The following is a 14,775-nucleotide window of genomic DNA, read 5'->3' on the forward strand; positions in this document are numbered from 1 at the left end:
TCGAAAATGTTCCTCTGAATTGGTCAATTTAGAACCAGTTGATGAGCTCTCTTTGGAAAAAGCCGCCTAGCGCATAAACCGTGCCAGTGCTTTAAATTGTCAAAGAAATTTTTTTAGAAAACCCGAGGAATTATATGCGCAGTAATAGTGGAAGGAGACCTATTCAGACCGCATGGCCGATCGAAAAGCATTTGATTGATAAAATGATTCCAGATGCAGTCGGACCAATTGTTCCATTTTTCCGGTGGTCCTCAATTTTCGCAGGATAGGTATGCCGGAGTTCTGGACTTCTTCAAGAATCACGGTTCTGGTGATGCCCAGATCTTCAAGCATATCAAGCACTGAGAAATCTTTATACTTTTCCCAGATCAACTGCACAATTTCCTGATAGACCTCAATAAAAAATGTTGTCTTGCGGAAATACAACCAGAAATCAAAACCGAATATCAGAAAATCTTCCATATCTTCAGAGGTGATCTCGCCAAAATGTTTTGACAGGGATTTATTAAAATAGGTGTTCCAGACTTCATCACCATAATCCATCAACCGCTCACGAGTGAGATGAACCTGGATATATTTTTCACTGTTTTTCAGAATTTTTCCGAGATTATTTTCGATAAACAAATGGATGTTGCGTGACAGGCTGTTTTCAAATTCCGGCATAGATTCGACAGCCTGACGCCCCTGCTGAAGCAGTCGGGCAATACCTGGAAAAGTCTTCACAAGGATATTTTCATTGAATAAATATTCCTTGATACTTTGAAACAGAATATCTGTTACTGTCTGGATCCCCACCTGACTGTTGAGCATCTGGTGAATTTTTCTGTTTCTGAAGGTTTCCATATTGGCCAGTTTCTCGACAATATAGTCCCACTGCTCTCTGTTAAAAATATCCTTGAGTTCGGTGCTGGCATGAATCGGAAAATCCAGAAATTTGCGACTGCACTCCCCTACGACTTCTGTGACACCACCTGAAATCGGAAAATCTACAGCGTATTTTTTGATCGTTTCATTGATTTTTTCAGGAGAAAGCCATTCATGAACAGCAACATCCTTTAAACTGTCCAGGATGAAATTTACCCATGTTTGTATGGTTGCTGGTAGGGTGTTATCCTGAAAACGCTGAAGTTCGTGGTTAACATGCGCTTCCAGCAATCGGGATCTTAGATCTTCCATGAGAATCCTTCAGAAAACTTGAGCTGGTGTCAGGTTGGGGGAGTAGACCGGGAAATGTGAAGCAAATTAACTTTGTTGATCAGTTCACTGCGAATGTCTGCCAGATTGTGCTCATCCAGCAACTCAACGCCGCTACGCATCATTAATTCAACCAGTATTTCCGTAAAAAGAAGATGACAGTTGTCAGGAATACACAAGGCTTTTAATGGTTTATTTAAAGAATCAGCCATGGAAACTGCCAGTTTTCGGGAGAGTTCCCCAGCGATTTTTCTGAGCTTTGAAGAAGCACCACATTGAACCTGAAAAAAAAGATGAAACCATTGAAGGTGGCTGGACACATGCTTCAAAAACAGATCAATGCACTTTTCAGTATAACTTGAAACTAATTCAGGAGTTGTCGCGGAGGTTGAGTCATCCAGTGATTTAAGTTCTTGCGTAACAGCGATCTGATAGGCGCCCAGTACCATGCCAAAATCATCCATCAATTCAATTCCCAACTCATCGATATCCCTGAAGTGGCGATAAAAAGAAGTTGGTGCGATATCAGCTTTTCGAGCAACAGATCTCAAGGTCAAACTGGCAACCCCTTCTGTGGCACTGAGGTACAATGCGGCCTCAATCAACTGCTGGCGTGTTTTTCGGGTCTGTTCCCTGATTTCTTCACGGGAGGCCATACTTCTCCTGGATAATTGATCATTTAATTGGCGCGTTGAATTCTGAATGCTGAAAGATAGGGGAAACAACGGAAGAATCAAGGCATCACCTTCTTGAAGTTTGTGATGATGCCCGCTTTATATTTTATGGCGTCAGGCCACCTTTTTTTCAATGGACTTGCCCGCTTGATTTGAGACAAGTTTTTTCTCGGGGAGTGCGTGTTTGAAAATCCGTGTGGCAATTCCATTCAAAAATTGCACAGAAAACCTGTCAGTATTGTAAGGCACCCCGTATTTTTCACAAATTGCTCTTACTTTGGGAGCCATTTCCCGATAACGCCATGCCGGAATTCTGGGAAACAGATGATGTTCCACCTGAAGACTGAGGTGTCCGGACAGCGTGTGGAGGATGATTCCCGCATCAAAATTGGCTGATCCCAGAACCTGGCGCAGATACCAGTCACCTCTTGTTTCGCCCTTGATTTCATCCTCAGTATAAACGGTGGTGTCTTCTGGAAAATGTCCATTAAAAATGACACTGGATGCCCAGAGATTTCGAATGATGTTCGCCGTTAAATTTCCCGCAAAGACCTTGAACGCAAACGGTCCGGCCAAGGCAGGATAAAACACATAATTTTTCAAACCACGTTTGCTGTTCTTTTTGATAAACGCCCGCAGACTATTGCCAATTTCCTCATCAGTTTTTGCTTCATTGTTGGTGGTATTGGTTTCCAGTAACTGGGTCAGTCCCGCAGAATACAATCCCACAATAAAATCAAAGAACGTCATGGTCCAGGCAAGCGTGACCGGTTGAAAAAAATGGGATGGTTTCCACTCAACCCGTTCATCCAAGCGATAGGCGTCATAACCAAAATCATGGTCTTTACCCAAAACATTGGTCCAGGTGTGATGCATGACATTGTGGGAATATTTCCAGTCTTCCGCGACAATGGCAATATCCCACTCAAAGGTATTGGAATCAAATTCAGGATCATTCATGAAATCATACTGACCATGCAGGACGTTGTGGCCGATTTCCATGTTATCCAGAATGTTGTGCAAGGACAGACAGGCCACCCCCAAGCCCCAGGAAATCGGGTCCAGACTGAAATGAATCAACAACCGTCCTGAGATTTCAAAATATCGGGATATTTTTGCCATTGCACGAATATAGTCCACATCTTCCTGACCAATTTTCATCCGAACTTCCTGTTGCAGTTGGTCCATTTCCTTTTGAAATGACTTAATGTCTTCTTTTGATAATTGAATTTTCATAGGTTCTCCTGTTTTGGGTTGAATTGAAGTTGGCAGGCTTATCCTCATGATAAAACCGCCTTTGAAAAAAATTTTAATTACAGATCCACCACCACATCTCCTTTTGCGATGGAGACACAGGGCAGAATCCATTCATGGCCACTTCCAGATTCTTCGCCTGTATCAACATTAACGACGGTTCCGGTTATTTTTTTGCACTGGCATGTCGAGCAGATTCCTCGCCGACAACCGAACTTCGGTTTGAGTCCGATATTTTCTGCGGTTTCCAGCAGAGTTGAACTATCAGACAAAAGATGGACTCCTGAACGTTGGAAATGAATGACATCCGTGGTTGTTTCTTTAATGCTTGGAGTCGATTTGCTCCCACCGAAACTCTCTGATCGGAGTCTGTTCAAATCAAATGGATATTCTGAAAGAATCTGACGAATGTTTTCCATAAATCCTTCTGGTCCGCACATGTAAATATCCCTGTCACAAAAATCAGGAACTTCCTTGACCAGAATTTCATCGGTGATTCGCCCCTGGTGAAAACCTTCTGCCAAACCACCTTGTTCCACTACAAATCCAAGCCTGATGTTATCATTCTGATTTACAATGGACTCGATCTCTTTTCTGAAAATTATGTCTTCAGGACTCCTTGCGCAATGAATAAACACAACATCCGACCCTGCTCCGCTTTCATGCAGAAACCGCATCATGGACATGAGTGGTGTGATCCCACTGCCCGCTGAAATCAATAATAGTTTTGAGGGAATATTTTCAGGAAGAACCAGGTTTCCCACAGGTTCACTCACTTCCAGGGTGTCTCCTGATTGCAGATGATCAAACATCCAGTTTGAAACAACACCTCCGGGAATTTTTTTTACCGTGATGCTGATTTGCTCTCTGTTGAGAGGGGATGATGACAAACTATAACATCGGTTTATTGTTTTCCCCTGTACATTGACGCCGATGGTGACAAATGAACCGGCCTCAAAGGAAGTCCAACCGTCTGGAACAGTCATGGTATAAGTCTTGGTGTCATCAGTCTCTTTCTCAATGCTTTGAATAACCGTGGTTCTATTGGTTTTTTCAGAGGTTTTTTTGCCAAAATCAGCATGAACCAGATTCTTGATTACTTTTTCTACTGGGTCGGTTCTTTTTTTTGAACCAAAAACCAGTTTTTTAATTTGTTGTCCGCTTTCAAATAGATGGACCATCCATGACATCCCTTTATCAAAGTCAATAATGGCCCGTTGTCTCAATGTATTAGTAATCATGGAACTCCTTTCCATACAGTTGTAAAAACTATAAATAACGTATTTTTATTTGTGCGTACATATGTACGCTGAAATGTAAATACTTTGTGTTCTTACAATTGTCAAGGGAGTTTTTACTGTGGTATCGTAAGGGGAGATATGGAGAGAATCTCAGGATCGTGTGAATTTATGAATAAGATCCTTTAATTCTTTTGTGTCCGTGGCATTGATACAACTGTCCGGGTCAGAGGCTAGTTTGCACAAAACCTGATAAAACGGATCTTTGGGCCTGACTCCAAAACCAATCGTCTTGATGTGGATATCGGGAAGTTGTTTTTTTAGAGCCAGAACATGGGGCAATTTGATTGCGGATATTTCATCATCCTGGCCATCAGACAAAAGGACAATGACCTTGTATCGGTCGCCCGCTGAATCGACCTGTTCAGAGGAAGATGACTGAAAATAGCGGATTGCTTCATACAACGCATGATAAAGATTGGTTCCACCTTCGGTTTTTAAGTGTTTGATGAGGGCGCCCACATGTTGACGGGCTGAGGAATGAAATGGTCCGATGGGTTCAAACACTGTTTTTCCAGGATTTCTTTCCTGCACGGCTTTTGAATTGGGGTGTTGGGTCAGTGTGGCGCTGTAAGTCCATAATTGAAATCGGGTTCCTTCTTTCATGTTTTCGGCAAAATAACTCAAGGCCGCCTGTGCGGATTCCATCTTGCTTTGTGGTTGGTTTTCAATGGCGGCATCCATGGATCCCGAAACATCCATCAGAAAAATCACATCCGACACAGAGATGTGTTCTGGAATGACGGGTTTAACAGGTTCAGGCTTAGGTTCAGGTGGAACAGGTTTGGGTTCAGGCACTGTTTTAACCTTGGGAACCGGACGTGGTTTGGGGGTGGGATCTCCCCAAAAATCGGTTCCCTGGGCAAACAATACATTTCCGGTGACACAGAGGATTAACAGCAACAGCAACTGATTCTTCATAAAAGGAACTCCAACATAAAAATATTTTCGTGTTCTATTCAGGAAAAGCACAGATCATGCCTGATGAATGAATGAACTGCCGTTGCGAATTCGGAGTTTAAGTGTCATTCTGTGCTTGACCCGGAATCCAGTGGCAGAGAGTTTCAGGATGCCGGATCAAGTCCAGCATGACACTTTCTGATATTTTAAGCACAGTGATGAGCAATGATAATTTTCAACCAATAATTGTCAAAATCAGTGATATAAAATGCAAAGTATATGACTTGAGCCACACACAAACAGGTGTTAACTGTAAGAAACCTCAGTTGAAATGAGGAATCAAAGCAAAAAATACTTCGTCTTGTTTTCAACAACTTTTTTATAAATTTCTTATGAAACCACAATCCGCGATTCGAATTATAGTTATAATGCTGGTAGCCTTCCTATCGACCAGTGCAATGGCTGAAACACGGGGAATGAAGAAAATTACGACCAAACCTGAAGAAACAAAAGCAGAGTTCACTAAACCTGCGAGAAATCCTGAAGATCCTGATTATTATGCTCTGCTGATCGGCAACAACGAATATCAGCACTGGCCTAAACTAAGCACCGCGGTCAAAGATGTTGAAGGGATGTATGAGGTTCTGAAAAGCGTTTATGGCTTTCAGGACAGTAATATTTTTTTGTATAAAAACGCATCCCGCAGAGATATTCAGGAGGGGTTTTCCCAACTGAGAAAACATGCACGGGATCAGGACAATGTACTCATTTATTACGGAGGGCATGGCCATTTTGATGAAACGGACAGAGGTTATTGGGTGCCGGTTGAAGGGGCTACGGATGATGTTTTTGATTACATTTCAAACGACGATATTCTCGGCATGTTGGCCGCGATCAAGGCGAATCACAAATTTTTGATTTCTGATTCATGCTTCAGCGGAAACCTGCTCACCAAATCACGTGGCCTCCAAAAAAATGTGGATCCTCGCGCGAGCCGGTTTTTTCAGGAAAAATCACGATTGGCCAGTGTCCAGGGCATGACCTCTGGTGGCAATGAACCTGTTTCTGATGGCGGTGCCCAATGGGGCGGACATTCCGTGTTTGCTTTTCACCTGATTGCCCAGTTACGAGCCAATCATGATCCCTATCTCTCAGCCAGTATTCTGGGAAATAAATTAGCGGAACTGGTGGCAAATGACACCGCTTCCATGCATGGCGGAGGCGTGGGACAGACCCCTATCATTCAGCCCATCAAAGGTCAACGGGATCAGGGTGGTGAATTTTTCTTTTTAAGACAGGCCCAACTCGATAAAAAAATTGTCGTGGTGTATGTGCCTTCTGATAAAACTGAATTTGAAGAAACAACCCTGGAATCAAAAAATATCATTCAGAAGGCTATCACCGATAAATTAAGCAGTCTTGGATTCCCTTTTGATCCCATAACAGAAACAATTTCCGCCAGTGATTTGGGATCAAAACTCCCTGAAACGCTGAAACAAAAAGAGGCTGGAATCGCACTGGTTTTTCAGATTTCCGGAGAAATTATTCGTGAAGCAACACTGATGTGGCAGGGCAAGAGCCGACTGGCGGTTGGAATGGACGCCTATATTCTGGAAGATAGTCAATTGAAATTGATAGAACGGTATGAAATTCAACCACAGGTTCTTCCCATCAGAAAATGGGATGAATCCGCGGCTTTTCTGGGAACTCAATATCAGAGAACCGCTGAAAAGGTTGTCAAATACTGGTCTGAAGAGCGCCTGGGGCAATTCCTGTTCAACCTTGCGTTCATTCATTAATTTTCGCTTTCTTTCTCTAAAGCTGCTTTTTCCAATTTTGCCGCAAACTGCGTCATGATCATCGTGACCGAATCACGGATATGATCCTGAGTATAGGAGCGTATCAAATGGCTGATCTGCTCCAATCCCTGGCGCAGATTTCCCGGGGAGATAGGTTCGCCCAACCCCTCCAGATATCCTGCCCAGGATCCCGCGATCATCCATGTATTGATCACCAGTGCCCGACGTTCTGAAGGATCATTCATGGGTTTCATGAATCCGATCTCGCTCAATCTCACATAAAACGCATCAAGTTCCTCCACATATCGGAAATGTAACTGCCGATAAGCTTCTTTCAGTTTTTCATCTTTTTTTAACAATTGAGGCAGATCTCTAAAAAAGAAATAATAATCCCATAGCGCGGTAAACATCACCTGAATATAATCGGCAATTTCAGTCAAAGACATTTGCTGGTCCGAAAAAACGCTCCAACTCTTGCGCAGAATACTGTCCACTGTCCCGAATACTTCATAAACAATTTCTTCCTTATTTCTGAAATGATAATAAAGATTTCCCGGACTGATGCCCATGTATTCAGCAATATGATTCGTCGTGACATTGCTCACGCCATGCTTATTGAACAGTTCAATACTGCTTTTGATGATTCGGTCTTTGGTTTTCATAATACTCCTTCAAGCAAGATCGCCAAAATAGAATTATTGCTCTAATCTGTCAAACGGTAAGTGTAATTCAATTGACGGGTAATTATTGCGGGTGAATCACTTGGATTCTGATCACTTGAATAGAATGTCTCAGGTCGGGACCGTTTCACTGTTTTTTTTGAAAATTTCAGGGGTGTTCCTTTCCCAGAAAAAACCATTATGAAATCCCTGAATTTGTGGATTGGCCTGAATCATTTCAAGCCGTTTCATGGCCAGGCAGGCATACAATTCATCAATCTCGATTTGAGTGAAATTGCGCTTGAATTTTCGGGCGACGACTCCTGTGGTTCCTGATCCGGCAAACGGATCAAACACCAAATCATCTTCCCGGGAACTGGCCAGAATGAGACGGGCAATCAGTTTTTCCGGTTTCTGGGTAGGATGGATGGTGTTTTCCGGCATGGACCAGAAGGGTATCGTGAGGTCATTCCAAAGATTGGAGGGGTAGGTTTCCCTGAAACGTCCCTGGTCTGAATCAACCCAGTCCTTGGGTTGTCCAGAGTCATCCTTGTAGGGTGCAAGGACCCGGCGTTTCAACTTGACCGCCTCCACATTGAACACATACGAATCGGACATGGTCGCGAACCAGATGTCTTCAGAATTATTTTTCCAATTTTGTCGTGCTCCCCGCCCCTTTTCGCGCTCCCAGGTGATACGGTTTCTCACAATAAAATAGCGTTCCAAAACCCGTTGAATGGCTGAAGACGAGCGCCAATCTCCACACACATAAATAGAGGCATTGCTGGTGACAAGTCTGGGAATCTTTGAAATCCAGGAATCCAGCCAGAGTTCATAATCGGCGGAGGTCATTTTCGAAAAACTGGTCTGATTGAATTGCTTGTTCAGATTGTAGGGTGGATCCGCAATCACCAGTTGAAAGGAATGCTCAGGCAACAAATCCCAAAGTTCCATGACATTCTGACAGATTGTGCTGTTGAGAATTTCCTGTTTTTCAGCAGGAGCATGAAATGTTTTGAGATTCTGACGATATTGTTGCTTTTCTTCGTCATTCAAGCTGATAGTTTTGTTGCGGGAAGCCTTGGCTTTGCTGATTTTCTGAACCATTAAACAACTCCGGATGATTAATATTCAGGCAGAAAACGAATCTGGATACCAATTTCATCAATGGTTTTCTGTTCATAGATTGGCATGGTTTGAAAACGCGCCCCCTTCACCAGGATATCTGGTTTAATTTTCCTTAACAAATCAGCCACATCATTTTCATTAAAAATAATCACCCGGTCCACTGATTCCAACGACGCAAGCAATTCAGCACGTTCGTGCTCATTCAGCAGCGGAGATTCCCCCTTCTGGGACTTTATGGAAAAATCACTGTTGATGGCGACAATGGAAAATCCTTTGAATTGTTTCAACTGTTGTAAAAATTTCAGATGTCCTGAAGAAATGTTATCAAAATATCCATTGGTGAAAACCAGGGGACGAGATTGATTGGCAAGATCCTTGAGCAGTTGGGGAAGTGAAACAATTTTGACCGAACTTTGTCCATATTCCATGCGATGTAAGAGTTCTTCCTTTGTGAATGACACCACGCCCACATGCATGATTTCCATTCCTGCGGCAAGATTGGCCCAGAATGCGGCATGATGAACAGACGCCTTGCCAGACAACATGAAGGCCATCACACTGACTGTCATATCCCCGGCGCCGACCACGTCGAACACTTCCTGCGCTTCTGTTTCAAGAGTCTCATAATGTTGATCATCCTCGAACAAAAACAAACCATCCTTGTCGAGGCTGATCAACACATAAGCCAAAGCGGATTCTTTTTTAAGGATCCGGGCGGCTTTCAGCACATCATGGGCATTTTTCAGGGGAAATCCCACAGCAAGTTCCGTTTCCTTGCGGTTTGGTTTAATCAGGGTCGCACCGTGATATGTTTTGTAATCAGCCCCTGCACGAGGATCCACAATCACAGGAATTTCATGCTTTTTTGCCAAATCAATAATGCTACTGATGAGTTCAGCACTGAGCAATCCCTTGCCATAATCTGAAATCACCACCCCCTGAACCTGGGGAATCATGTGCTGAATCGAAGTTTGAATGGCGGGATAAGCAAAAACCAGTTTTTGAGGTTCCGGATCATAATCCATCCTCAGCAAATGATTATGTCCGGCAATCATTCGGTGTTTAACAATGGTGGGATATCCTGGAATAACAACCACATGACCGGAATCAATCTGGTGTTGTTTCAGAATAGACAAAACTTCCAGACCTGCGGAATCCTGACCGACGACTCCACAGGGAATCACTCTTGTTCCCAAAGCAGCCAGATTCATGATCACATTTCCAGCACCCCCCAGTCGGCTTTCATCCTTTTGAACCCGCAGAACCGGGATGGGTGCTTCAGGCGAGATGCGCTCAACAGTGCCCCAAGAATAACGATCAAGCATGATATCTCCCACGACCAGAATTGTGGGAGACTCGACTTGTTGCAGACTGGCTATTCGTTCCTGAAATTGATTCATTTTGTAGTCCGTGCCAGATATTTTTCAAGGGTCGCTTCAAAAGTCTGTAGAGGTTGAGCGCCGGAAAGTACTTCCCCATTGATAGTTTGCGAGGCCGCATCATAAAATCCCACCACAAATCCGGGAGTTCCATTGATCCCGAGTTCCTTTCCTTCTTCCAGGTGGCGGTTGACCTTGCTACGGTATTTTTCCTGATCCAGACAGGTTTCAAAGGTTTTCAACTTGGGGATTTTTATTTGTTTGGCATAAGATTTCAGATCCTTATTCTGTTGAGAACGTTGATTTTCAAACAATTTTTCATGCATTTCCCCAAAAAGTCCCTGATCACCGGCACATTCTGCGGCAATCGCGGCTTCATCGGCTTCTGTATGAAATGGTAACGGATAATGCTGATAGCCAAACGCTATCCTGTCTCCATATTTTTCAACCAGTTTATTAAGGGTCGGTTGAACTTTGGCGCAATATGGACACTGGTAGTCAGAAAATTCCAGTAGCATGACCTTTCCTTTAACATTTCCTCTTACATAGGAACTGTCCACTCGAGCTGAAACCAGAAATTCAGGAGGTGCCTGCAGATAGGATTTCACCCAGCCTTTTTCCTGAGCCATCTTATATTGAACCATGATTTGCTGCATCATCATCTGCTGTGTGAAATAATCTTTTATCTGGGGCGCCAATTGCTCATAGGTTCCCTTCTGGCTCAAATTATTCATGTCATAAAAACCACGGATTTGTGCCTCAGGAATCTCTACTTTGGGTGGTTGGATCTCAGGATGGGTCTTAGACAGTTCCTCCATGGAATACTCAACCAGAGCGATTTCCAGATTCTGATAAAATTCCTGCTCCAGATCATGAATTCTTTTATTTCTGAGAACTTCAAGCTGGATGGGTTTGCCATCGATTTCAGCGATGACAGGATTGGAAGAATACCTTGATGGTGCAGGTTCCGCGGCCTTTAGACCCCATAATCCTGAAAGGCCGGTTGTAACAATTACACCCAGGCAAATTCCTGTTAATAACATTTGTTTCCGCATAGTGATCTCCAGCTAAGGACCGAATTTTGACGCATGGCCGAAAATGCGGCCAACCCCTGATTTGTTATACAGTTTAAAAAAATAATTCATTACGGAATCATCTTCAAATGATCAATTCCTAATTTATTCATTGTCAGCGCAATTTTTGAAAGCACCCCTTATAAAGCTATTTTCCATAAGCGTTATGCTACTAAAGAATCCGCTAAAGGAGCAGACTTACTGCTTAGAATTATCTTGTCCACCGGTATATTTTCCTATAGAGTGGCCCCCTCTCGGGAGACTTGCCTTGATGAAACGCTTTGAATGAAGAATTTCTTCAATCAAATCAGCATTCGATGCACTTCCGGTGTAGATCATTTTAGACAGTGGTTCAAATCTGCTTATCCTGATTTCTGGCAACGTGGAAACATGTAGGCTAGACAGGATCAACTCTAACGGGGTTAGTGACACATGACACGAGAAATTAAAAAAGTGGTACTTTTGGGTGCAAACGGAACCATGGGTTTTGGTAGCGGGACATTGTTTACCGGAGCCGATTGCGAGGTGCATTTTCTGGCACGAACCAAAGCCAAGGCGGAAGAAGGTCTGATTGCGGCCAAGAAATTGGTGCGATCCAACACCGTCGGCAATAAGGTGACATTGGGATCATACGATAAAGATCTGGAAAAAAGTGTGGCTAATGCTGATTTGATTTTTGAAGCGGTTGCTGAAGATTTCCAGATCAAAAGTGAATTTTATGAAAAAATCGATCAATGCCGTCGACCGGATTCCATTGTAGCGACGGTTTCATCAGGTCTTTCCATCACAAAACTTGCGGAACCCCGCAGTAAATCATTCCAAAAACACTTTTTGGGACTCCACTATTTCAATCCCCCCCATGTGATTACGGGAACAGAAATTATCCTGGGTAAGGAAACAGATCCGACTCTGATTGATTTTCTGATAGATTGGTGTGCTAAAAACCAACAGCGAGTGATGGTCAAAACCTTTGATCGTCCAGGTTTTGCAGGCAACCGTGTGGGTTTTAAAGTCTTGAACGAAGTCGCTCAACTGGCTGAAAAATATGGCCCGGCTTATATGGATGCCATTATCGGCCCTTATACAGGACGAGCCATGGCTCCTCTGGCAACCATCGATCTAGTGGGATGGGATGTTCACCGGGCAATTGTGGATAACGTGATCGATAATGTCACTTCAGAATCGGATGAGGCTTTTGCGACCTACCACATGCCGGAATACATGCGTGATCTGCTGGAAGATGGAACCTTGGGTAACAAAAGTGGCAAAGGCTTTTTCAAACGGGTTGAAAAGGAAAAATTTGTGCTGGATATCGCCACTGGTGATTATGTGCCTGTCTCTTCGGTGAGTGTGCCCAAGCCTGCGTTCATCAAGGAAATGAAATTTCTCCATAATGTTGGAAAATACAAGGAAGCCATGAAAATCTTTGCTGAGGCCGAAGGTCCTGAAGCGTTGATTGCCCAGAAAGTTATTGGTGGTTACATCAGCTACAGTTTTCATCGGGTTGGCGAAGTCACTGAAGATATCACGGCCATCGACATGATCATGGGAATGGGCTTCAATTGGGCACCTCCCAGCGTGTTGGTTGATACGATTGGTCTGAAGGAAACCGTGGCTATGATGGAAAAGGCAAAGGTGTTAGTGCCCCTGGCATTGTCCAAAGCTTTAAGCAAAAACTCCAAGAAGCCATTTTTCAATCATCCTCAGGTGAATATTGGGAAGTTCTTTGTCGCAAAGTAATTCTGATCAAGTCCAACTCGCTGAATTTTTTTATACATTAAGGAGAAATCATGGGTCAAAAAGTATATGTTTTAGGAGGATATCAAACGGATTTCGGCCGAAACTGGAGCAAGGAAAACAAGCATATTGTTGCCATGTTCCGTGAAGCGGTCAACGGCGCATTGCAATCCACCAAAGTGGAAGCCAAGGATATTGAAGTCGCACATGTAGGAAATTTTGCTGCTGAACTCTATGCCATGCAAGGACATCTGGGCGCGTTTTTTCTGGAAGCGGATCCTGCGTTTGCAGGGTTGCCAACCTACCGTCATGAAGCCGCCTGTGCCTCTGGCAGTATTTCCATTCTTGCCGCATCCGCTGAAATCGAAGCAGAACGCTATGAAGTCGCCTGTGTGCTCGGTGTAGAACAAATGAAAACCGTTCCCTCCAAAATCGGTGGAGATTATCTGGGGACTGCCGCATGGTATGATCTTGAAGCCAAAGGCATTGAGTTTCCTTTTCCTAAATTGTTTGGGAAACTGGGTGATGAGTATGACAAGCGCTATGGCTTAAAATCTGAACATCTTGCCGGAATTTCCGCTATCAATTACGCAAATGCGAAGCTGAATCCAAATGCTCAGACCCGCACCTGGTACATGAACCTGAGTCAAGCAAATTCCAAGGATGATACCAATTCCGTGATTGGCGGTATGATTCGACTGAGTGATTGTTCACAGGTGACTGATGGCGCGGCCGCAATTATTCTCGCTTCTGAAAAATATGCGACCAAATACGCCAAAAAACACGGATTGAACTTGAAGGATATTCCCTACATCAAAGGTTGGGGGCATCATACATCGTTCATCCGCTTTGAAGATAAAGTCGCGGAAAGCAAGGATAATCCTTACATTCTGCCACATGTTCGACAAACCGCGCTCGATGCCATGAAACGTGCTAAAATCGCTGATGTGAGTGGACTTGATGGTTTGGAAACACACGATTGTTTCACCACTTCAGAGTATATGGCGATTGATCACTTTGGTCTCACCAAACCGGGAGAAAGCTGGAAAGCAGTGGAAAATGGTACCATTGCTCTGGATGGAAAATTCCCGATCAATCCAAGTGGCGGATTGATTGGCGCAGGACATCCTGTGGGTGCTACCGGGGTCCGTCAGGCTCTGGATGCCTATAAACAGGTGACTGGAACAGCCGAGGATTATCAGGTCAAAGGCGCGAAAAACTTTGCGACCTTGAATATCGGTGGTAGCGGCACCACCAGTGTCAGCCTCATCATCGGGCGCTGATTTCCCTTCATGACAGGCAGATCACAGGGTCTGCCTGCTCTTCTCCTCACAGTTTATTCATCCCCACAGGTCTATACTCGCTTTCTTGGAACAGTTATTTTTCACGAACAAGTTGAGTGCTATTGAACTTTATGCAACCGTTCAGTTCACCCGAATTTTCGTAAAAAACGGAGTGAAAATTTCGTTAAGAAAAGGAAACCAATATGGAAAAAAAGCAAAAAACGATATTGATTACAGGAGGAAGTGGTGGCATTGGTCGGGAAATTTCCAGAAAATTTCCACCTGTGCAGGTGTATTTTACGCAACCAGTTTAAACTCAAGGACATGATGCTTAAACCAGGTTGGATATTCCTGATTCTTTTTTAAGGCCGTCACCGAAGCCAAGGCCACACTCCCT

At 43.8% G+C, this 14,775-nt stretch carries 12 protein-coding genes; 3 read left to right on the forward strand and 9 right to left on the reverse strand.

The genetic code is table 11. The features are described 5' to 3' along the window. Window positions 1-159 precede the first annotated feature (159 nt). The 5 genes from HQM11_20550 to HQM11_20570 all read right to left on the reverse strand — a co-directional run bounded on the left by HQM11_20550 (window position 160) and on the right by HQM11_20570 (window position 5,341). On the reverse strand, window positions 160-1,176 hold the full coding sequence (locus HQM11_20550) for a hypothetical protein (protein MBF0353429.1): 1,017 nt from the start codon (window positions 1,174-1,176) through the stop codon (window positions 160-162). A gap of 29 nt (window positions 1,177-1,205) precedes the next feature. Continuing rightward, a complete protein-coding gene (locus tag HQM11_20555) occupies window positions 1,206-1,850 on the reverse strand; it encodes a TetR family transcriptional regulator (protein ID MBF0353430.1) in 645 nt (214 codons plus the stop codon). Between the two features lie 132 nt (window positions 1,851-1,982). Then, window positions 1,983-3,104, reverse strand: coding sequence for an acyl-CoA desaturase (locus HQM11_20560; protein ID MBF0353431.1), 1,122 nt, complete (start codon window positions 3,102-3,104; stop codon window positions 1,983-1,985). A 77-nt stretch (window positions 3,105-3,181) separates the two neighbouring features. Next, the gene (locus HQM11_20565) at window positions 3,182-4,363 is read right to left on the reverse strand and encodes a hybrid-cluster NAD(P)-dependent oxidoreductase (protein MBF0353432.1); all 1,182 of its coding nucleotides are present in this window, start codon (window positions 4,361-4,363) and stop codon (window positions 3,182-3,184) included. Between the two features lie 150 nt (window positions 4,364-4,513). Continuing rightward, window positions 4,514-5,341, reverse strand: a complete 828-nt coding sequence (locus tag HQM11_20570; GenBank protein ID MBF0353433.1) for a VWA domain-containing protein — start codon at window positions 5,339-5,341, stop codon at window positions 4,514-4,516. A gap of 371 nt (window positions 5,342-5,712) precedes the next feature. Between HQM11_20570 and HQM11_20575 the strand changes: the two genes are divergently transcribed. Then, entirely contained in the window at window positions 5,713-7,119 is a 1,407-nt protein-coding gene (locus tag HQM11_20575) for a caspase family protein (GenBank protein ID MBF0353434.1), read from the forward strand. On the opposite strand, the gene HQM11_20580 is transcribed toward HQM11_20575, so the two are convergent. From HQM11_20580 to HQM11_20595, 4 genes are all read right to left on the reverse strand, one after another. After that, a complete protein-coding gene (locus HQM11_20580) occupies window positions 7,116-7,781 on the reverse strand; it encodes a TetR/AcrR family transcriptional regulator (protein ID MBF0353435.1) in 666 nt (221 codons plus the stop codon). The genes HQM11_20575 and HQM11_20580 overlap by 4 nt on opposite strands. 129 nt (window positions 7,782-7,910) lie before the next feature. Continuing rightward, window positions 7,911-8,885, reverse strand: coding sequence for a site-specific DNA-methyltransferase (locus HQM11_20585; GenBank protein MBF0353436.1), 975 nt, complete (start codon window positions 8,883-8,885; stop codon window positions 7,911-7,913). Between the two features lie 17 nt (window positions 8,886-8,902). Then, window positions 8,903-10,306, reverse strand: coding sequence for a bifunctional heptose 7-phosphate kinase/heptose 1-phosphate adenyltransferase (locus HQM11_20590; protein ID MBF0353437.1), 1,404 nt, complete (start codon window positions 10,304-10,306; stop codon window positions 8,903-8,905). Next, window positions 10,303-11,340: a thioredoxin domain-containing protein gene (locus HQM11_20595; GenBank protein MBF0353438.1), complete on the reverse strand. Its 1,038-nt coding sequence runs from the start codon at window positions 11,338-11,340 to the stop codon at window positions 10,303-10,305. The genes HQM11_20590 and HQM11_20595 overlap by 4 nt, the downstream gene beginning before the upstream one ends. A 450-nt stretch (window positions 11,341-11,790) precedes the next feature. On the opposite strand from HQM11_20595, the gene HQM11_20600 reads away from it, so the two are divergent. Together HQM11_20600 and HQM11_20605 are read left to right on the forward strand one after the other, a co-directional pair. Continuing rightward, on the forward strand, window positions 11,791-13,098 hold the full coding sequence (locus HQM11_20600; GenBank protein MBF0353439.1) for a 3-hydroxyacyl-CoA dehydrogenase family protein: 1,308 nt from the start codon (window positions 11,791-11,793) through the stop codon (window positions 13,096-13,098). A gap of 50 nt (window positions 13,099-13,148) precedes the next feature. Further along, a complete protein-coding gene (locus tag HQM11_20605) occupies window positions 13,149-14,378 on the forward strand; it encodes a thiolase domain-containing protein (protein ID MBF0353440.1) in 1,230 nt (409 codons plus the stop codon). The last annotated feature ends 397 nt before the right edge of the window (window positions 14,379-14,775 follow it).

Source organism: SAR324 cluster bacterium (assembly GCA_015232315.1).
GTDB lineage: Bacteria > SAR324 > SAR324 > SAR324 > NAC60-12 > JADFZZ01.